Origin of the sequence: Nonomuraea sp. NPDC050404 (assembly GCF_040655495.1) — a bacterium.
Classification (GTDB): Bacteria; Actinomycetota; Actinomycetes; order Streptosporangiales; family Streptosporangiaceae; genus Nonomuraea.
Genome location: NZ_JBFAKB010000032.1, coordinates 100,527 through 119,353, shown reverse-complemented (window position 1 = coordinate 119,353; position 18,827 = coordinate 100,527). Strand labels below are relative to the sequence as shown.

Below are 18,827 nucleotides of genomic sequence, written 5' to 3'. Positions count from 1 at the left end.
TCCATGCCGCCGTCCATGGCGCCGTCACGGCCGCTCGGCGAGCACGGCCTGCTTGCGCAGCACGAAGGCGGCCATCGCGTTGACCGTGCGGAAGTTGTGGATGTCCAGGTCCTCGTCCTCCACGACCACCGAGAACTCCTTCTCCACCATCAGGACGAGCTGCATGACGAACAGAGAGTTGACGTAGCCGGTCGCGAAGATGTTCTCGTCGTCGTCGATGGCGTGGTCGGCGAGGTATCCGCGGAGGAAATCGATGATCTTCGCCTTGACGTCGTCCATGAGAGTCATGCGCCCTTCATTCCGTAGTCGTAGAAGCCCTGCCCGCTCTTCCTGCCGTGCAGTCCGGCGGCGACCATGGTCTTGAGCAGCGGGCACGGCCGGTACTTGCTGTCGCCGAACTGCTCGTGCAGCAGCTCGATCGAGTACAGGACGGTGTCGAGCCCGATCAGGTCGGAGGTCTCCAGCGGTCCCATCTTGTGCCCGAAGCAGCCGGTGAAAAGGCGATCGACCTCCTCGGCCGTGGCCACGCCCTCGTGTACGAGGAACATGGCCTCGTTCACGGTCAGCATCAGCACCCGGTTGGTGACGAAGCCCGGCGAGTCCCTGACCACGATGCTCTGCTTGCCCATCGCCTCCAGCAGGCCGACCGTGATGCCGACGGTCTCGGCGCTGGTGTGGTGGCCGCGGATGACCTCGACCATGGGCTTGAGCGTGGGCGGGTTCATGAAGTGGGTGCCGATCACCCGATCGGGCCGCCGCGTGACGGAGCCGACCTGGGTGATGGGGATGACCGAGGTGTTGACGGCGAAGACGCAGTGTTGCGGGCACAGGCGGTCGATCCGCTCGTACACGCCGCGTTTGATGTCCCAGTTCTCCGTCACGTTCTCGATGACGAAGTCGGCCGCGCCGAGCCGCTCGTCATCGGTGGTGAAGACGATCCTGGACAGCACTTCCTCCCGATCGGGCAGCCCGCTGCGATCGGCGGCCAGCAGGCGCTGCATGCGCATGCTCTGGGCGATGGACTCCCTGGCCCGCCCCAGAACCTCGTCGGTGACGTCAACCAGCACGACCTCGTGCCCCGACCGCGCCAGAACCTGGGCGACCTCCGCGCCCATGACCCCCGCGCCGACGACTCCGACGGTCTTCACGCTCGTCATCTCTCTCCTTTCCTAATTACCTGAGCCATCTCGGCGACGGTCGGCGCGGCGAACAGCGCCCGCAGCGGCACCTCCAGCGTGAAGCGCTCGCGCAGCCGGGCGGCGAGCCGGATGCCCAGCAGCGAGTGACCGCCCAGCTCGAAGAAGTGGTCGTGCCTGCCCACCGGGGCCACGCCGAGGAGGTCGTGCCAGATGTCGGCCAGTTCCTTCTCGATCTCGTCCTCGGGCTCGGCGTACGGCCTGGGCGAGCCGCGGCCCGCGGCGGCCGGCTCGGGCGGCGCGGACACGGCGGCCTCCACCTGGGCCAGCGCCGCCCCGTAGTCCTTGGTGAGCACCAGCGCCTGCGGACCGAGGTCGTGGCCGAGCACCCGCTCGAACACCGCCACCCCCTCCTCGGGGCTGATCCCCTGCTCCAGGTGCTCGCGCAGGTAGCCGTCGCCCACGGCCCTGGTGGCCATGCCGACCGTCTGCCAGGCGTCCCAGTTGATGGAGATCGTCCGGGGGCCGTCCCCGGCCTGTCGCTGCCAGGCCAGTGCGTCCAGGTAGGAGTTCGCCGCGCAGTAGTCGGCCTGACCGGGCCCGCCGAGCACGGCCAGTCCCGACGAGCACAGCACCACGAAGTCGAGGTCGAGGTCGGCGATCGCGTCGAGTACCGCCCGCGCGCCCGCCACCTTGGGCGCGAGGACGGCGTCGGCCTCGTCCGGCTCCTTGGTCTGCATGAGGCCCCGGCCCTCGACGCCGGCCGCGTGGATCACCCCGTGCAGCGCGCCGAACCGGGCCACCGCCCCGGCGACGACCTCGCGCATGCGGACGGGGTCGGTGACGTCCGCGGCCACGGTCATGACGCGCGCGCCCAGGTGTCCGAGCGCGTCCGGCCCGGCGTCGCCGCGCGGGAGGTTGCGGCCGGTGAGCACCAGGTTGGCGTTGTAGACGGAGGCGAGGTGGGCGGCGAGGGTGCGGCCCATCCCGCCGAAGCCACCGGTGATGAGGTACGTGCCACCCTCCCGCAACGGGCTCCCTGCCGCAGGCACCCGCACGCCGGCCTCCCGCGACGGGCTCGCCGCCACAGGCACCTGTGCGCCGTCCTCCCGTGGCGGGCTCGCTGCCGCGGGCACCCGTACCTCGTCGAACCGCCTGCGCCAGCGCCGGCCCGTGCGCAGGACGATCAGCGGCTCGGTGGGCGGGCTCGTCAGCTCGGCGACGAGCGCGTCGAGCAGGCGCTCTCCCATGGGCAGTCCGACGTCGATGGTGCGGCAGGTGATGTCCTGGCTCTCCTGCGACCACACGCGCCCCGCGCCGAGCAACGTGGCCATCTCCGGGCGGGCCGGCCGCGTCTCGCCCAGGGGATACATGTCCCCGGTGAGCACCGACACCTCCAGCCGGTCGCCCGGCATCGTCTCTGCCGTCGCGCGGGCCAGCCGCAGCAGGCCGTGGAAGCCCCGGCGCAGCACCTCCTCGTGGTCACGCGCGCCCAGCGCCGCCAGGTGAACGATCCGCCGCGGCCGATCGCCCAGCAGCCCAGCAAGGTCGGCGCGGTCCGGGTCAGCGCGGCCAGGCTCAGCGCGATCCGGGTCGGCGGGGTCCGGGTCGGCGATGGTCACGGTCCCGCCGAGTGCGCGCAGGCGTTCGGCCAGTTGCCCGGCCAGTCCTTGGCCGTCGGTCAGCAGCAGCCAGCGGCCGGTCGCCGGTCCCGGCTCCAGCAGGGGAGGAAGCGGATCCCATGCCGGTACGTGGAACCAGTCGGCGAGGTCGGGCTTCCTGGCCAGCGTCCGTGGAGCCTGCGGCGTGGCGGAGCGGGCGGCGGGGGTGAAGCGGCGGCGTTCGAACGGGTAACCGGGCAGGGGCACCCGGCGTCGCCGGACCGGATGCACGGCGTCCCAGTCCACCTCGGCGCCCGCCAACCACAACCTGCCGAGCGACGTCAGCATGCTCTCCTCGTCGGAGCCGCCGCCGTAGGAGGCCGGCAGGCTGCTCAGGGCGAGTGGCCGGGCGGGCGGGCCGGCCGGCTTGGCGGCCAGCGCGAAACCGCAGAGCGACTGGCCGGGGCCGACCTCCAGCAGCGCCCGCCCCGAAGCCTCCCACAACCGGGCCGCGCCCTCGGTGAAGCGCACCTCTCCGCACAGATGGCGGGCCCAGTACGCCGGATCGGTGGCCTCGGCGTCGGTGATCCACGTCCCGGTCACGTTCGACAGGTACGGCAGCGCGGGCGGGCTCGGCCGGAGTGTGGCGGCCAGCTTGGTGAGCCGCTCGGCCACGGGCGCCATCATGGGCGAGTGGAACGCGTGCGAGGTGGACAGCCGCCGGCTGGCCACCTGCCGGTCGGCCAGGCCGGCCCGCAGTTCGTCGAGCGCGGCGTCGGGCCCGGCGACCACGCACAGGGCGGGGCCGTTGACCGCCGCCACGGTCAGCTCAGGACCGAGCTCACCGGCGACCTCGTCGGCGGGCAGCGGCACGGCCAGCATGCCACCGCCCGGCAACTCCTCGATCAGCCGGGCCCGTTCGGTGACCAGCAGCAACATCTGCTCCAGGTCTAGGACGCCCGCCAGGCAGGCGGCCACGTACTCGCCGAGGCTGTAGCCGATCAGCGCGTCCGGCCGCACGCCCCAGGCCATCCACTGCCGGGCCAGGGCGTACTCCAGGGCGAACACGGCGGGATGCGCCCGCAGCGTGCCGCCCAGCGGGTCGCCCGCGGGGCCGGCTCTCCTGCCGAGCATGGCCCGCAGATCCGGGCCGGAGCCGGCGCGGGGCCGGATCGGTGCGGCGGGTGCCCCAGGTGCGGAGCGGGCCGGGGCGGAGCTGTCGCGGGGGCCGGTTCGTACGGGGGATGCCCCGGGTGCGGAGCCGTCGTGGGGAGGGGTCTCCTCTGGGTACAGCGTGGCCATCAGGTCGAGGCCGGACTGCCGGGCGAGCAGGTCGTGGCACTCCCGCAGGACGTTTCCGAAGACGGTGTGGGACTCCAGCAGGCCGCGGCCCATGCCCGGGTAGTGGTCGCCCAGGCCGGGCAGGAGGAAGGCGACGCGGGCGGGTTCCCGCTCATCGGCGTCAGCGGTGAAGACCCGGCCCGGCGTGCGCGGGCGCAGCAGGTCCACGGCCTCCTCAGTGGTGCCCGTCACGAGCACGCGGCGGTGCGGCCAGGCGCGCCTGCCCTTCTGCAGCGTGTGGGCGACGTCGGGCAGCGCCAGGGCCCGGTGGCCCTCCAGGTGATCCGCCAGCCGGTCGGTGGCCGCGTCCAGGGCGGCGGGGCTCCGGGCCGAGAGCGTGATGAGCTGCGGCCCGGCCTGCGGGGCCGCCACCGGCGACGGCGGCGCCTCCTCCAGCACCACGTGCGCCCCCGCGCCGCCGAGCCCGAAGGAGCTGACGCCGGCGCGCCGCCGGGTCTCCCCCGCCGGCCACGGCGCCGCCCGGGTGGCGACGCGGAAGGGCGAGGCGGCGAAGTCCAGACGCGGGTTGGGGGTGGTGTGGTTGAGGCTCGGCGGGATCTCCCCGTGGCGCAGCGCCAGCACGGTCTTGATGAGCCCGGCGATGCCGGCCGCGGCGTGGGTGTGGCCGATGTTGCTCTTGACCGAGCCGATGGCGCAGGTCCCCGTGCTCCAGCCCCGCTCGGTGAAGGCCCGGGTGAGCGCGTCGAACTCGATCCGGTCGCCCATGGGCGTGCCGCTGCCGTGGGTCTCGACGTAGCCGATGCTCTCGGGGTGCACGTTCGCCAGGTCGAGGGCGGCGCCGATGACGCGGGCCTGGCCGTCGAGCCCCGGCGCGGAGAACCCGACCCTGGCGGCGCCGTCGTTGCCGGTCGCGGAGCCCAGGATGAGCGCGTGGATGGTGTCGTTGTCGGCCCAGGCGTCCGCCAGGCGCTTGAGCACCACGAGCCCGATGCCCTCGCCGATGACGGTGCCGTTCGCGGCGGCGTCGAAGGCGCGGCAGTGCCCGTCGGGCGAGAAGATGCCGCCGCGCTGGTAGAAGTAGCCGGGGTGGCGGCCGGCTCTGATCGTCACACCGCCGGCCAGCGCCAAGTCGCTCGACCCCGACAGCAGTGACTCGATCGCCAGGTGCACGGCGATCAGGGAGGTGGAGCACGCCGTGCGCACGGTGACGGAGGGGCCGCGCAGGTCGAGTTTGAAGGACACGCGCGGGGCCATGAAGTCCGGCTCATTGCCCACCTCGCGCAGGAAGAGCGCGGCGGGGTCGGCGGCGTCCAGCAGCCGGGCGTAGTCGTTGCCGAAGCCACCGGCGAAGACGCCGACCTGGCCGGGGGTGTGCCCGGGGTCGTACCCGGCGTCCTCCAGCGCGGTCCATGCGCATTCCAGCAGCAGCCGGTGCTGGGGGTCCATCTCGACCGCCTCGCGCGGGCTGACGCCGAAGAACTGCGCCGCGAACAGGTCGGAGTCCGCGACGACTCCCTGCGCCTTGACGTAACCGGGATCGCTCAGCAGATGCGGCGGAACGCCGTTCGCCGCCAATTCAGCGTCGTCGAAGAAAGTAATGGATTCGACGCCGTCCCGGATATTCCGCCAGAACTCCGCGGGATTGGCCGCCCCTGGGAAACGGCAATCCATGCCGACCACGGCAATTTCACGACCGGTGAGGTTCATCGCTCCCCGTTAATTCATTCATCGCCAAGTTGCCGTTCCAGGGGAGCATGCGGCTCGAAGCAGTGGCAAGAAGCGGGACCGGCTGAGGTGCTACAGCGGTAGTTCGTCGGTCACATATGGATGGCGACTCGTTATTCTGCCCGTGCCGGACGCCCCGAACGCCAAGGATCAGGTGACATATGACGACGCGCACGGTCGAACTCCACCGCACCGACCCGTACGACCGCAGGTTCGACGCCCGGGTGACCGTGGTGGACGGAAACCGCGTCGAGCTGGACAGCACGCTCTTCTACGCCCGCAGCGGCGGCCAGCCGGGTGACACGGGCACGCTCAACGGGTTGCCGGTCCTCGACGTGCACTACGACGAGGGTAAGCAGCGTGTCTTCCACCTCATGGACGACGCCGACGCCGCCGGGCTGAGCCCGGGGGTCCCGGTCACCGGCGACATCGACTGGGAACGCCGTTACCGCCTGATGCGCCACCACACGGCGCAACACCTGCTGTGGTGCGCGTTCGTGTCCGCGTACGGCACCGGGCACCGCGAGCTGGGCGGCGACATCGGCGAGGCTAAGGCCAGGCTCGACATCGGCCTGGCCGAGGGCGCGCCGCGGCCCGACGCGGACCGGGTCGCCGCGGAGCTGACCCGTCTGGTGACCCTGGACCTGCCGATCCGCCGCTATCCCGGCGAGGCGGGCGAGGACCAGTGGGTGTGGGAGATCGACGGGTACGACCCGATCCCCTGCGGCGGCACGCACCTGCGGACCACGGGCGAGGTGGGCCGGGCGGCCACCCGGGTCAAGCGCAAGGGCTCGGGCGTGTTCCGGTTGGAAGTGTCGGTCGTCACGTGAGCGGGATCGAGGGCACCGGTCGGCACGTGAGCGGGATCGGAAACACCGGTCCGCGCAAGGGTCCGCACGTGAGCGGGATCGAGGTCACCGGTCTGCGCAAGACCTTCCCCGGCCGTCGCGGGCCGTTCCGTCGTACCGAATCCAAGCTCGCCCTCGACGGGCTCAGCCTGCGGATCCCGCGCGGAGCCGTCACCGGGCTGCTGGGACTGAACGGGGCGGGCAAGACCACCACCATCAAGATCATCGCGACGCTGCTCCACCCGAGTGCCGGCACGGTCACCGTGGACGGCCTGAACGTGGTCACCGAGGCGGAGGCGGTCCGCAGGCGGATCAACCTCATCGCGGGCGGCGAGCGCATGGTCTACGCCCGGCTGACCGGCAGGGAGAACCTGTGGTATTTCGGTCAGCTCTACGCCGTGCCCGGCGCGGTGCTGCGCCGGCGCATCCCCGAGCTGCTCGCGCTCGTGGGGCTCGGCGACGCGGGCGCGACCGTGGTGGAGAAGTACTCGCGGGGCATGGTGCAGCGGCTGTCCATCGCCCGCGGCCTGATCAACGACCCCTCCTACCTGCTGCTCGACGAGCCCACGATCGGCCTGGACGCGCCCATCGCGAGGGATCTGCGCGAGGTGGTGGGCAGGCTGGCCGCCGAGGGCCGCGGCGTCCTGCTCACCTCGCACTACCTGGCCGAGGTGGAGCAGCTCTGCGATCACGTCTACGTCATCAGCGACGGCAGGCACCTGGCCGAGGGCAGCCCAGCGGAGCTGATGACGGCGGCGGGCTGCCGGCGCGGCGTCCGGGTGGTGGCCGAGGGGCGGCGCGACGGCGTCGCCACGGCGCTGGCCCGCTTCGGCGGCGAGCACGGCGGCTTCCCCACCGTGACGGAGCTGGACGACGGCCGCCGCATGGAGGTCGTGCTCCAGCACGCCGACGACCTGACCGGCGCCCTGGTGAGCGCGCTGGTCTCGGCCGGCGTGTCGGTGACGGAGGTGGACGTGCGCCCGCCGACGCTGGAGGACGCGGTGCTGCGCCTGGCGGACCGTACCCCGGCGTCCGCGCTGAGAGGCTGAGCGCCGTGCCCCGGGTCGAGGTCGTGACCTCGCTCGACGCGCTGGACCCGCGCGCGTGGGACACGATGGCGCGCGGCTGCAGCGCCTATCACACGCATGGCTGGCTGAGCATGTTCGAGGAGCCGGGCCACATGTGGTACGCCGTGGCGAGGGGCCACGACGACCGGCTGCTCGGCGCCCTCCCGATGGCCTGCGTGCCGGACGAGAGCAGTGAGCTGTATCGCGCGTCCGACCTGTTCGCGGGCCTGCCGGGGCCCTGGCACGACGGGGCGGCGCTGCACGCGGGCCCCCGGCGCGGCTACCACCACGAGCTGGTCCTGGACCCCGCGCTCGGCGGGCGGGAACGTGCCGCCGTGCTGCGCTCGCTGCTCGACGCGGCCGGCCAGATCATGCAGGACGGCGGCCTCACCGCCTGCCTCGCCTACTACCTGACCTCGGCGGCCTGCCGTGAGCTGATGGACGCGGCCGGCGCGGCCGTGCCGCTGCTGACCGAGACGAACGCCACGCTCGACCTGCCCGGTACGGGGTTCGAGGACTACCTGGCCGCCTTCGGGCCGCGCCGCGGCCGCATCGCCAGGGAGATCGCGCTGTTCGACGCCGCCGGGTACGAGGTCTCGATCGAGCCGGTCTCGCGCGCCTGGCCCGAGGCGGGGCCGCTGCGCGCGAACGTGGAGCGCAGGTACGGCCACGCCGTCACCGACGAGGAGATGACCGCCCTGTTGCGCAGGCACGCGGAGAACGTGGACGCCATGGCCAGGGTCGTCTGCTGCCGGCGCGAGGGGCGGCTGGTGGGGTGCTCGGTGTTCCTGGAGCGGGGCGACACGCTGTACCTGCGGATGGTCGGCTTCGACTACCCGCGGCTGCGTGACGCCTGCGAGTACTTCAACGTGCTGTTCTACCTGCCTGTCCGCTACGCCTACGAGACCGGCCGGCGCAGGGTCGACTTCGGCCTGGGGAGCCCGGCGAAGGCGTTCCGGCTGGCGCGGCTGCGGCCCTTGTGGACGCTCGCCTTCAACGCGGCGGCGCACGGGCCCGAGGTGGAGGCGGCGGCCAGCGCGTGGAACGGCGAGCGGATGGCGCGCTGGCGTGCGGAGTTCGGCCGGCACAGCCCTCAGGAGGAGCTCAGTCCCCGTAGAACGTGACCCGCTGCTCATCCAGGATCCGGTGCACGGTGCGCTGGAAGAGGGAGTTCACGATCGTGGCCGCGCGCACCGACAGCAGGCTGAGGTTGGGGTCGGCGTAGCCGTGGGTGGCGGCGGCGCGGTTCTGCAGGTAGATCCCGTGCCGGTCGGCGTGTTTCCAGCGCACCGAGTAGTCCTCCTCGACCAGCGGATCGCCGTTCTCGTCCGTCTCGATCATCTCGGCCAGTTCGGGGGCCAGGTCCAGCGGCGCGGGCTCACGGCCGGTGGCGAGCACGACGTGGCGGGCCTCGTGCCGCTCGCGCCCGCCCGTGGGCGGCACGCAGTCCAGGGTCAGGCGGTCCCGCCGCGCGCCGAGCCCGACCAGTTCCCGCCCCGGCAGCATGGTCAGCGGTGAGCGCCCGGTGCGCAGGTACTGCTCGTACTGGAACTGGTAGATCTCCCTGAGCACGGATTCGGAGATGCCGTCGCTGGTCAGCGTCTGCCGGCGGAGCAGGCGGGCGCGTTCCTCGCGGGTCAGGCCGTAGAAGAAGGCGGTGTAGGAGGGCCGGTACATCTCGTTGGCGGTGGGCGAGTCGTCCAGCGGCGCGAACCAGTGCCGGCGTCCCAGCCAGGCCACCCGCAGGAAACCGGCGTGCAGCAGGGCCAGCACACACTCGGCCCCGGTCTGCCCTGATCCGACCACGGCGACCGGTTCCTCCCTGTCCATCCCTGGCATCCGCCCGGCCAGCTCATCGGCCGGCAGCGCGCCCGGCGGCGGCTCGCCGCCCAGGCAGGGCGGCAGGGCCGGGCGCGTGCCGACCCCGATGATCACGTGCTGAGCGCGGGCCACGACCGTCTCGCCGGTGCGCAGCACGAAGCCGTCGTCGAAGCCGACGCCGTCGATGCCCACGCCGTACCGCACGTCGAGGCGCTCCCCCGCCCAGGCCAGGTAACGCGCGTACTCGACGCGCGGGATCGCCTCGAATCCGGCGTTGAGGAAGGAGAACACCCGGCCGGAGGAGACCAGGTAGTTGAGGAAGGACAGCTCGTGCCGGGGATCCACCAGGGAGACCAGGTCCTTGATCCACGGGGTCTGCAGCCGGGTGCCGGGGAACAGCAGCCCCGCGTGCCATTCGGGGCCCGGCCAGCGTTCCAGGATTGGTAACCGTCCCGCGCCGCCCTTCTCGTACAGTGCGGCCAGGCTCAGGTTGGCGGGTCCCGCGCCCACGGCGACGGCATGGTGGACGGCGCTCACTGGTGCACCACCGGGTCGAGGTTGTAGTTGTGGCGCAGCAGGTTGCCGGGGTCGAGGCGGCGCTTGAGCGCCACCAGCCGGTCATGCGCGTCCGCGCCGAACGTGCGCCGCGGGCCCGCCGCGGCGGCCCGGTCGGACAGGTAGTTGGGATAGCCGTCGCCCGCCACCGCCCAGGGCTCCGCCGCGGCCGACACCGACCTCGCCCAGGCGATCTGCTCGTCGTCGGACTCGGGCGGCTCCCAGATCGCCATCCCCGTCACGTTGAACCGGGCGCGGCGGAACGGCACGGCCGAGCCGGGTGTCGCGCGCACCGCGCCGTGGAACTCCTCGATGTAGACCGTGTCGTTCCACGGGCCACGCCAGCGTCCCGCCTCGAATCGTGCCACCAGCGCGTCGATGAGCTCGTCCGGCAGCGCCGCCGTGCATCTGGGGCTCCAGTAGTGGCGCAGTCCGTACGGCAGCCGGCCCAGGATCTGCTGCATGGACACGTACGAGCGCCGTTCGATCCGCCAGTCCAGCAGCTCCGGCCCGCGCAGGCGGCGGGTCAGCTCACGGACGTAGGGCTCCCGGTCGCCGCAGTAGCACACGGACATGACGGCGGCCGCCTCCTGCCGGGGGCCGTAGCGCTCCAGGAGCATGATGAGGACCAGCTCGTCGGGCGCCTCCTCGGCCAGGTCCCTGAACAGCCGCACGGCCTCGGCCATCGCGTGCCCGGGGTAGGCGACCACGCCGCCGTACACGTGCGGGACCGGATGCAGGCCGAAGGTGAACTCGGCGACGACGCCGAAGTTGTGGCCCGCGCCGCGCATCCCCCAGTCCAGCTCGGGATCGTTGTCGCGGGTGACGGCCAGCCGCCCGCCGGCGGGCGGCACCAGGTCGAAGGAGACGACGTTGTCGCAGGCCAGGCCGTAGCGTGCCATGAGGTGGCCGACCCCGCCCCCGAGGGTCAGCCCGGCCACGCCGGTGGTGTCGAAGGTGCCGCCCGTGACGGCCAGGCCGTGCCGCGCCGCCGCGGCGTCCAGGTCCGCCCAGGTGGCGCCGCCCTGCACGCGGGCCAGGCAGCGGCCGGGATCGACGCGGACGCCGTTCATCAGGCGCAGGTCGATGACCAGGCCGCCGGGGGCAGAGGCGGTGCCGGCGACGTTGTGGCCGGTGGAGCGTACGGCGGTCGGCAGGCCGGAGCCGGCGGCCCACTCGACGAGCCGGGACAGCTCCGCCGTGCCCGCGGGCATCGCGATCAGCGCGGGACGCGGGTCGTGCATGCCGTTGAACAGTTGCCGGGCCGCGTCGTACCCGGGGTCGGCGGGGCGCAGCACCCTGCCGGGACAGATCGCGTCGCAGCCGGTCATGGCAGCTCGGGCAGGCACAGGAGCCGCAACAACCGGGCCGCCTCGCGATGGGAGTCCTCGGCGGCGGACATGAGGCAGCGCGTGGCCAGCGGCGCGTCGAACCCGGTCAGGCGCAGGGCGTGCCTGGCCCGCTCCAGCTCGGCGTGCGGCCCGCCGGCCGAGCCCGCCCGGCTCAGCAGCGGACTCCAGCGCCGGTCGAAGGCGGCGAAGCGTTCCGGCGTGAAGTCGGCCGCGCCCGGCGCGGGCCGGTCCCACAGCAGGAACCATCGCACCACGGCGGGGTCGGCGCCGTCCAGGAGGTCCAGCGCCCACACCGCGTGCCCGCGCGAGGTGGAGAACTTCTCCCCCGACAGCAGGTAGAACTCGTTGACGGACATGCCGCGCAGGCCGGCCGACGGCGGGACCCCGGCGGCGGAGAACAGGGCGGGGAACAAGACCGCGTAGTAGAAGGCGTTGTCCACGCCGAGGAAGGGCCACAGGCCGCCGACCTCCTGCCACGCGCCCACGTAGTCGCGCAGGCACCGCCCGGCGGGATCGAGGTGCCGGGCGACGGCGACCAGATAGGCCAGCCCCATTTCGAACCAGACGTCCACGCGGTCGCCCCGCCCGGTGCTCACCCCCCAGTCGGTCGGGTAGGCCACGGGCAGTTCGGGCAGCGGGCGCTCCCGGTAGGCGGCGATGAGCGCGCGTACCCTGGCCGGGAGCGCGGCCGTGAGCCAGGTGCGCACGAGCGCGTCGCGGTGCTCCTCCACCGGGAAGACCAGGACGCTCTGGCGTTTCCTCCCGGGCGTGCCGCCACAGGCCGTGCAGACCGGCGCGGCCAGGTCGGCGGGGTCGGCGTACCCGCCGCACTCCTCGCAGGTGCCCGCCCCCATGCCGGCGCCGCACCAGGGGCATTTCCCGCTCACGTAGGCGTGGTGCAGGATGCGCCCGCAGCAGGTGAGCACCGGGCGGGCCACGCGGCGGACCACCGACCGCTCCTCCAGCTCCGCCAGGAGCGCCACGACGGCGTCCCGGTAGGCGGCGTCGGCGAGCGGACGGGTGAAGAGGTCGTGGGAGACGCCCAGCCGGGCGAACGCCTCGCGGATCCGCGCGCCCTCGCGGACGGCGAGGTCCCCGGCGGGCTCGTCCGTCCCGCGCGCCTTGGCCGGGACGTAGTTCTGGTGGTCGTCGACGCCGCACACGGTCAGCACGTCCTCGCCCCGGTCGCGGGCCACGCGGGCCGCCGCGTCCGCGGCGACGTACGGGCCGGACAGGTGGCCGACGTGGAGGGGGCCGTTCGGCGTGGGCGGGGGTGAGACGATGAGGACGGGACGGCTCACGCGGCCTCCTCCGGCATCCAGTAGATGCTCAGCACCATCAGCGGCTCGTCGGTGGAGGGGTTGACGATCACGTGCGGCTCCTCCGGCTCGAACAGGAACGCCGTGCCCGGCCCGCCGGTGTCGCGGCGCCCGGCGACGGTCAGGTCCGCCGAGCCGCTCATCACCACGGCGAGCTCCACCTCCGGGTGCCGGTCCTCGGCGCTGGCCGAGGCCGGGGGGATCACGCACCACATCGCGCCGAACGGCAGTCCCGGCAGGCCGTCATACTGGCTCCAGCGGCCGATCTGGATGCCGTGCTCGCGGTCCAATGCCGCGGAGAAACCATCGAGTTTACGCATGGTCTGTCCTCACCACCAACGAAAAGCGACGCGAATAGGGTCACGATATGTCCGGCCCGGCTGAATGGCCCCGGCCGCAGGCTTTTCCGTTCCTACAACGGCGGTTAGTATCCGGCCATGACGATCGGCGAGATCGGCGCGACTTATTCTCCGCGGCAATTGGTCTTCTTTCCCTGGAAAGAGGTGCGCGGCTGGCGGGTGAAGCGTTATGGCATCTCCGCCACCCGCCCCGAGCCGCCCCGCCACGTGGTGCTGGCCGGCGACTCGGCCGCCGGGCTGAGCCTGCCGGAGCCGTACGACGGAGCCCTGTCGTGCGCGTTCAGCGTGGTCCACGAGGACGAGGACGGCTGCTACGCGCTGGTGGCATGGTGGAGCCGCAACGGCCTGATCCTGCACACCAGGACGTGGATCTCCGGGTGGGACGCGCCCGGCGCCTGGACGCCCGCGCCCGCGTGCGCGACCGCCTGCGTGTGGGAGCTGGTGGCCGTCTGCCACGAGCGGCGGTCCTGGGTCGAGCACGTGCTGCGGCCGGACGCGCCCGACGTGCGGGCGTACCTGGGCAGCGGGGTCAACGGGGCGTTCTGAGGGTCAGCACGCCCAGCGTGAGGGCCTCGCTGATGAGCGGGCGCAGCTCGGCGGGCTTCCTGTCGGCCGCGACCGCCAGCTCGCCGATGGTGAGCCTGCCGTCCGTCGCGTAGAGGAAACGTTCCCATGCCTCGTCCTCCAGCTCGTATTCGAGGCTGCCGTCCATGACCACGTACGACGTCCCGTCGGCCCCGGCGACCAGCATGACGCCGTCGGCCAGCAGCGGCACGGCGTCCTCCGGCATCTCCTCCTCGGCGGGCAGGCAGCGCGCCAGGTCCTGCCACGCGCGGGTGCGCACCGCCCGCAGCGGCGCCCCCTCCCCCACCATGACCGAGCCGGGCGGGTCGGTGGCCATCAGTTCGAGCAGGCCGAGGTTCACCACGCGCAGCAGCAGTTCCACGTGCCCGGCGCGCGGGTTGGCGAGCAGCGCGGCGAGGTAGGCGCGGGCGTTCCCCGCGTCGACGCGCCAGGCGCCCGGCGCGGAAAGGGCCTCCTCCAGCAGGGCGCCGCCGTCACGGGCGAGCATCGAGACGAAGGCGCGGTGCGCGTGGTGCCGTCCCTCGCCCTCGTAGAAGGCCACCTTGGGGCGTTCGGTGACGTAGCGCGGCAGCACCTCCGCCGCGGCGTGCCTGACCAGGCGCTTGTCCCACAGCAGGGCGCGGCGCAGCCGCCGGGGCACCGCGGCCATGAGCTCGACCAGGCGATGGTCCAGGAACGGCACGCGGGCCTCGATGGCGTTGCCCGCCGCCGTGCGGTCCTCGTGCCAGAAGTTGTTCTGCTGCATCTCCCTGCACTTCCAGGCCAGGAAGGCGTCATAGGGATCGGCGGGCGGGCCGAGCGTCTCCTCGCGCAGCAGCGGCCGTTCGAAGTGGTCCCACCAGGCGGCCAGCCCTGGCCGGCCGGCCAGGGAACGGCGCAGGTTCATGTTCCGCGCCGTGGCCAGGAAGTCCTCCCAGCCGCCGCCCATGGCCAGCTGGCCGGTGTAGCCGCCGCTCAGCTCGTCGGAGCCGCCGCCCAGCATCATGCCCTTCAGCAGCGGTCTGTCCTGGTGGGCGTAGCGGTACAACTCGTACTTGAAGAACTGTTCCGGGCCGCACTGGGGCATCTCGGTGAGCCACAGCAGCCGCTTCCACTCCTCGGCCGACGGCGTCCTGCCCACGATCACCTGGTGGTTGGGCAGGCCGAGATCGGCGGCCAGGCGGCAGCCGTACGTCGCGTCGCCGCCGGTCAGCGTGCTGGCGTGCAGCGCGGTGAAGGTGTGCACGCCGGAGCCGGCCGCCAGCGCGGCGATCAGCGCCGAGTCCACGCCGCCGCTGAGCAGCAGGCCGATCTCGGCGTCCGCGGTCAGGCACTCCGACACCGACGAGGCGAGCAGGTCCAGGTACATGCGGTGGGGGTGCTCGGGGAAGTCGTCGGCGGGCTCGGGCATGCGCCAGTAGCGGTGTGCCGAGGTGGCGCCGTCGCGCAGGTCGATGCGTACGACGGTGGCGGCCTCCACGTGCTCGATGCCCTCGAACCAGGTGGTCGGCGGCTCGTCGGTGAAGACGGGGGCAGCGGTCAGCGACTGGTCGGCCAGCGCGGCGTCCCAGTCGAGGCGGCGCGGGCAGCCGGGGTGGGCGAACAGCGCCTTGATCTCCGAGGCGAACGCGATGACCTCGGCGTTCCTGGTGTAGAACAGCGGCTTGAGCCCGAGCCTGTCGCGGGCCAGCACGAGTTGTTCGCTGCGGGCGTCGTAGATGGCGATGGCGAACATGCCGCGCACCCGGTCGAGGAAGCCGAGCCCGTCGCGCAGGTACAGCGGCAGCAGCACCTCGCAGTCGGAGCGGCTGCGCAACGCGCCGGCCGGCAGCGAGGCCGCCAGCTCGCGGTGGTTGTAGATCTCGCCGTTGCACACCAGCGTCACGTCCCCGTCCCGGGTCACGAACGGCTGCCGCCCGCCTTCCGGGTCGACCAGCGCGAGCCGGGTGAAGGCCAGTCCGGCCCGGGCGGACACCCCGTCGCACAGGACCTGCTCGTCGTCGGGCCCGCGGTGCGCCAGCGCGTCCGCCATGCGGCGCAGGACCTGCTCGGACCCGGGTGGAAGCGTCCCGCCGTCAATGCGGGCCAGCCCTGAGATACCGCACATACACACCTTCCAGCTCCCATAAGTGACACCACGCCCGAGGTTCGGGCATGGTGTCACGCGATCGGATCAGCGAACTGTGGCCATGATCGTGGCGGGGTCGACCTTCTTGACCGTCGGCTTGCGGTACTTCTTCATTCGCACACCTCCTTTCAACTCGCTCCCCAATATCGCAAGAGCCGATCCCGCGACCCCACCCACGCGCCTCGAATGGCGTCGACTACGGCACTTCCCGCTTATTCCGGCGGTCGGCGGCGCACTATCTTTGAGCGCCTTGGACAATCGAGGGAGGACCGTGGCATGTCCCACCGGTACACCCAGGTATTAGCCGGGCTGCGCACGGCGGATTTACTCCCGGCGTCCCATGAATGCGTTTTCGTCAGCGGCTCGGTCGTGCGCGGCTGGGGCAATCCCACCAGCGATCTCGACCTCCACGTGATCAGCGCCGAGCCCTGGACGGGCGGGGAGAGCTCCCACGTGGCGCTGGACCCGGGCACACTGCGGCACGAGGGCGCCTTCGTGGACGGCGTGCGATGGGACGTCGAATACTGGCTCGGCGGGCAGATCGAGCAGTTGCTGGAGAAGGTCTCCTGGAAGAGCTTCGAGGCGGATCACGCGGTGTGGAAGTCGCTCAGCCCCGCCGAGATCGGGATGCTGGAGCGGCTGCCGTACGCGGTGGCCGTGGCGGGCGCCGATCGCCTGCACGAGGTGCGGGAGCGCCTGCGCTCGTCGGCGCACCGCTCCGTCTTCGTCTCGTACGCGCTGGACATGGCCGACAGCTACACCGAGGACGCGGCGGGGCAGTGCGCCACCGGCGACCTGCACAGCGCGGTGCTGACCGCGCGCCTGGCCTTCGAGCACGCGGTAGACGCGCTGCTGGCCGGCCACGGGCAGTTCGGCAGCAAGTGGCCGAAGTGGCGGGCGCGGCGCTGGCAGGAGGCGAATCCGGCGGTCATGACGTTCGAGGAGTTCTGGTCGCTGGCCACCATGCGGACCTTCGACCCCGCCGACCCGAGGGCCTGGGTGGAGCAGGTCATCGCGGCCTGCCAGAAGATCTTCATGGAAGTGGATGTGTGAATGTCCCATCCGGATTCCGCCGCGCCCCTGGACGCCGTGCCGCGCCGGCCGATGAACGTGCGCATCAGGAACCACCGCGGCACAACGGTCATCGGCGGATACGAGCACGCCCTGGAACTGTCGGAGAGCGCCGCCTTCGTCTGGCGGCAGATCGACGGCGTCAGGACCCTGCGCGAGATCGGCCGCCTCATGGCCGGGGAGTACGACATCGGCGAGGAGAGCGCGGCCCATGACGTCGCGGAACTGGCCGCCGAACTGGCCGCGTACGACCTGCTGGAGCTGGGATGACGTTCACGGCGGCGTTCCGCAGGACGTGGCTGTCCACCCGGCGGGCCTACCCCCTCACGCTCTCCGCGCCGATCCTCATCATGGGGGCGGCCGGGCTCGCCCTGTCCTACCTGGCCTACCGGGCCATCGGCGGCGGCCAGGTCTCGGCCGAGTTCGTCCGCCGCGCGGGCACCGGGGACTACCTGAGCTTCGTGGCCGTCGGCACCGCCGCCTACGTCTTCACGGTCCGTCTGCTGTTGTGGATCGGCCGGGCCCCGGTGCAGGAGCAGCGTGAGGGCGCGCTCGGCGCGCGCCTGATCGCGCCAGGGGGACGCCTGGCACACCTGGCCGGCCTGACGGCCTTCGCCGCGCTGCTCTCGCTGATCGAGGTGACCGGGCTGGTGGTGGCGGCCCTGGCGCTCGGCGCCTCGCTCGCCCCCGCCGACCCGCTGCTCGCGGCGGCGGGCATGGTCCTCGTGGCCCTGTTCGTCTTCGGCATGGGCGTGCTGATGTGCTGCATGACGCTGGTCACGGGCGACCTGTACGCGATCCAGAACACCACCATCTACGCCCTGGGCGCGCTGTCGGGCTTCATTTTCCCCGTCGGGCTGCTGCCGGGGCCGGTGCGCGCGCTGGCCGAGTGGTTGCCGCTCACCGCCGCCATGGACGTCCTGCGCGCCGGCATGCACGGCACTTCCCTCCCGTACGGCAGGGCCCTGTCGTCACTGGCGGTGAGCCTGGCCATCGCCCTGGCCGGCCTGGCCCTGCTCCCGCGGGCGCAGCGCAGGGCCATGGAGAGGAGCTACTAGCGTGCGGCACGCCTTGAAGATCTTCATGGCGGAGGCCCTGAAACAGCATCGGGTGATCTTCGGCAGCAGGACCACGCTGTTCGCCATGGTCCTGTGGCCGCTCATGCAGCTCGCCACCTCCTACTACACGGTTCGGCCGCTCACGGACACGCCGGGCATCGCCGAGCGCTGGCCACTGGCCGCCGAGCCGGAGCGGCTGCTGGCCTTCCTGGCCACCGGGGCGCTGGCCTACGCGTTCTTCTTCTCGGTGCTGGAGTCGAGCTGGTGGTTCTCCTACGAACGGGCCACCGGAACTCTGGAGGGCCTCTTCCTCACCCCCGCCAACCGGCTCGTGCTCGTCCTGGCCAACGGCGCCGGCGCGATGGTGCAGAACACCTGGCTGTTCACCTGCATGGCGAGCGCGCTGATCACCGCCACCGGCACCGTCCACGTGACCCATCCACTGATGTACGCCGTGGTGCTGCTCGCGCTCGTCATCCCGGCGACGGCCTTCGGCGCCCTGATCAACAGCATCCTGATCTTCGCCAGGGACGCCTCCATGATGTTCAACCTCATCGAGGAGCCGCTGTGGTTCGCCACCGGGGTACGGCTGCCGCTGTTCGCCCTGCCCTCCTGGCTGCGCGCCTGCGGGACGGTCCTGCCGCTGACCGGCAGCCTGATCGTGATGCGCGGCGCGCTGGACGGCGCGACGATCGGCGCCCTGCTGCCCGAACTCGCGCTGCTGGGCGGGCTCTCGGCCGCTTTCGTGGCACTCGCCGCGATCGTCCTGCGGGCCGGTGAGAAACGGGCGCAACGCACCGGGGAACTGCGGCTGTCGTGACAACTCCGGGAATTCTCCAAGTGCCGCAGTAGTGCTCCGCCAAATCCGCGGACATTGTTTCGGAATTCCGGCCGACCCTACCGTGGAACAACCTTTGAGAA

General features: G+C 72.3%; 16 protein-coding genes. 8 read left to right on the top strand and 8 right to left on the bottom strand.

Annotated features, from left to right (window positions below):
- Positions 1–24: 24 nt before the first annotated feature.
- From AB0I81_RS52925 to AB0I81_RS52915, 3 genes are read right to left on the bottom strand one after another with little or no spacing between them, the layout of a single operon-like run.
- On the bottom strand, positions 25–288 hold the full coding sequence (locus tag AB0I81_RS52925; protein ID WP_360675664.1) for an acyl carrier protein: 264 nt from the start codon (positions 286–288) through the stop codon (positions 25–27).
- A complete protein-coding gene (locus AB0I81_RS52920) occupies positions 285–1,157 on the bottom strand; it encodes a 3-hydroxyacyl-CoA dehydrogenase family protein (RefSeq protein WP_360675661.1) in 873 nt (290 codons plus the stop codon). Before AB0I81_RS52920 ends, AB0I81_RS52925 begins: the two co-directional genes overlap by 4 nt.
- Entirely contained in the window at positions 1,154–5,746 is a 4,593-nt protein-coding gene (locus tag AB0I81_RS52915; RefSeq protein WP_360675658.1) for an SDR family NAD(P)-dependent oxidoreductase, read from the bottom strand. Before AB0I81_RS52915 ends, AB0I81_RS52920 begins: the two co-directional genes overlap by 4 nt.
- Positions 5,747–5,925: 179 nt before the next feature.
- On the opposite strand from AB0I81_RS52915, the gene AB0I81_RS52910 reads away from it, so the two are divergent.
- The 3 genes from AB0I81_RS52910 to AB0I81_RS52900 all read left to right on the top strand — a co-directional run bounded on the left by AB0I81_RS52910 (position 5,926) and on the right by AB0I81_RS52900 (position 8,803).
- Positions 5,926–6,594 (top strand): alanyl-tRNA editing protein, encoded by a 669-nt coding sequence (locus AB0I81_RS52910; RefSeq protein WP_360675655.1) that lies wholly within the window; start codon positions 5,926–5,928, stop codon positions 6,592–6,594.
- Between the two features lie 68 nt (positions 6,595–6,662).
- Positions 6,663–7,661 carry an ABC transporter ATP-binding protein gene (locus tag AB0I81_RS52905; protein WP_360675652.1) on the top strand — a complete coding sequence of 333 codons (999 nt, stop codon included), beginning with the start codon at positions 6,663–6,665 and terminating at the stop codon, positions 7,659–7,661.
- Positions 7,662–7,666: 5 nt separating this feature from the next.
- Positions 7,667–8,803 carry a GNAT family N-acetyltransferase gene (locus tag AB0I81_RS52900; RefSeq protein WP_360675650.1) on the top strand — a complete coding sequence of 379 codons (1,137 nt, stop codon included), beginning with the start codon at positions 7,667–7,669 and terminating at the stop codon, positions 8,801–8,803.
- Here AB0I81_RS52900 and AB0I81_RS52895 read toward each other — a convergent pair.
- From AB0I81_RS52895 to AB0I81_RS52880, 4 genes are read right to left on the bottom strand one after another with little or no spacing between them, the layout of a single operon-like run.
- Positions 8,784–10,037: a SidA/IucD/PvdA family monooxygenase gene (locus AB0I81_RS52895; RefSeq protein ID WP_360675648.1), complete on the bottom strand. Its 1,254-nt coding sequence runs from the start codon at positions 10,035–10,037 to the stop codon at positions 8,784–8,786. The genes AB0I81_RS52900 and AB0I81_RS52895 overlap by 20 nt on opposite strands.
- A complete protein-coding gene (locus tag AB0I81_RS52890; protein WP_360675646.1) occupies positions 10,034–11,386 on the bottom strand; it encodes an FAD-binding oxidoreductase in 1,353 nt (450 codons plus the stop codon). Before AB0I81_RS52890 ends, AB0I81_RS52895 begins: the two co-directional genes overlap by 4 nt.
- Complete coding sequence (locus AB0I81_RS52885; RefSeq protein WP_360675643.1) at positions 11,383–12,708, bottom strand: class I tRNA ligase family protein; 1,326 nt, start codon at positions 12,706–12,708, stop codon at positions 11,383–11,385. Before AB0I81_RS52885 ends, AB0I81_RS52890 begins: the two co-directional genes overlap by 4 nt.
- Entirely contained in the window at positions 12,705–13,046 is a 342-nt protein-coding gene (locus AB0I81_RS52880) for a cupin domain-containing protein (protein WP_360675641.1), read from the bottom strand. Before AB0I81_RS52880 ends, AB0I81_RS52885 begins: the two co-directional genes overlap by 4 nt.
- A gap of 117 nt (positions 13,047–13,163) precedes the next feature.
- On the opposite strand from AB0I81_RS52880, the gene AB0I81_RS52875 reads away from it, so the two are divergent.
- Positions 13,164–13,631, top strand: a complete 468-nt coding sequence (locus tag AB0I81_RS52875) for a hypothetical protein (RefSeq protein WP_360675639.1) — start codon at positions 13,164–13,166, stop codon at positions 13,629–13,631.
- Here the strand turns inward: AB0I81_RS52875 and asnB are convergent.
- Entirely contained in the window at positions 13,615–15,756 is a 2,142-nt protein-coding gene (gene asnB, locus AB0I81_RS52870) for an asparagine synthase (glutamine-hydrolyzing) (RefSeq protein ID WP_360675636.1), read from the bottom strand. The two genes, AB0I81_RS52875 and asnB, sit on opposite strands and share 17 nt — an antisense overlap.
- A 297-nt stretch (positions 15,757–16,053) precedes the next feature.
- Here asnB and AB0I81_RS52865 point away from each other — a divergent pair, with 297 nt between their 5' ends.
- From AB0I81_RS52865 to AB0I81_RS52850, 4 genes are read left to right on the top strand one after another with little or no spacing between them, the layout of a single operon-like run.
- A complete protein-coding gene (locus AB0I81_RS52865; RefSeq protein WP_360675633.1) occupies positions 16,054–16,830 on the top strand; it encodes a hypothetical protein in 777 nt (258 codons plus the stop codon).
- The gene (locus AB0I81_RS52860; protein WP_360675630.1) at positions 16,831–17,118 is read left to right on the top strand and encodes a PqqD family protein; all 288 of its coding nucleotides are present in this window, start codon (positions 16,831–16,833) and stop codon (positions 17,116–17,118) included.
- Entirely contained in the window at positions 17,115–17,906 is a 792-nt protein-coding gene (locus tag AB0I81_RS52855; protein ID WP_360675627.1) for an ABC transporter permease, read from the top strand. The genes AB0I81_RS52860 and AB0I81_RS52855 overlap by 4 nt, the downstream gene beginning before the upstream one ends.
- A gap of 1 nt (position 17,907) precedes the next feature.
- Complete coding sequence (locus tag AB0I81_RS52850; protein WP_360675624.1) at positions 17,908–18,726, top strand: ABC transporter permease; 819 nt, start codon at positions 17,908–17,910, stop codon at positions 18,724–18,726.
- Positions 18,727–18,827: the final 101 nt, after the last annotated feature.

Bases quoted from the DNA above. Each gene is read 5' to 3' on its own strand.
- AB0I81_RS52875 (WP_360675639.1), top strand. From the start codon at position 13,164: ATGACGATCGGCGAGATCGGCGCGACTTATTCTCCGCGGCAATTGGTC.
- AB0I81_RS52880 (WP_360675641.1), bottom strand. From the start codon at position 13,046: ATGCGTAAACTCGATGGTTTCTCCGCGGCATTGGACCGCGAGCACGGC.
- AB0I81_RS52925 (WP_360675664.1), bottom strand. From the start codon at position 288: ATGACTCTCATGGACGACGTCAAGGCGAAGATCATCGATTTCCTCCGC.
- asnB (WP_360675636.1), bottom strand. From the start codon at position 15,756: ATGTGCGGTATCTCAGGGCTGGCCCGCATTGACGGCGGGACGCTTCCA.
- AB0I81_RS52860 (WP_360675630.1), top strand. From the start codon at position 16,831: ATGTCCCATCCGGATTCCGCCGCGCCCCTGGACGCCGTGCCGCGCCGG.
- AB0I81_RS52890 (WP_360675646.1), bottom strand. From the start codon at position 11,386: ATGACCGGCTGCGACGCGATCTGTCCCGGCAGGGTGCTGCGCCCCGCC.
- AB0I81_RS52865 (WP_360675633.1), top strand. From the start codon at position 16,054: ATGTCCCACCGGTACACCCAGGTATTAGCCGGGCTGCGCACGGCGGAT.
- AB0I81_RS52920 (WP_360675661.1), bottom strand. From the start codon at position 1,157: ATGACGAGCGTGAAGACCGTCGGAGTCGTCGGCGCGGGGGTCATGGGC.
- AB0I81_RS52855 (WP_360675627.1), top strand. From the start codon at position 17,115: ATGACGTTCACGGCGGCGTTCCGCAGGACGTGGCTGTCCACCCGGCGG.
- AB0I81_RS52910 (WP_360675655.1), top strand. From the start codon at position 5,926: ATGACGACGCGCACGGTCGAACTCCACCGCACCGACCCGTACGACCGC.
- AB0I81_RS52915 (WP_360675658.1), bottom strand. From the start codon at position 5,746: ATGAACCTCACCGGTCGTGAAATTGCCGTGGTCGGCATGGATTGCCGT.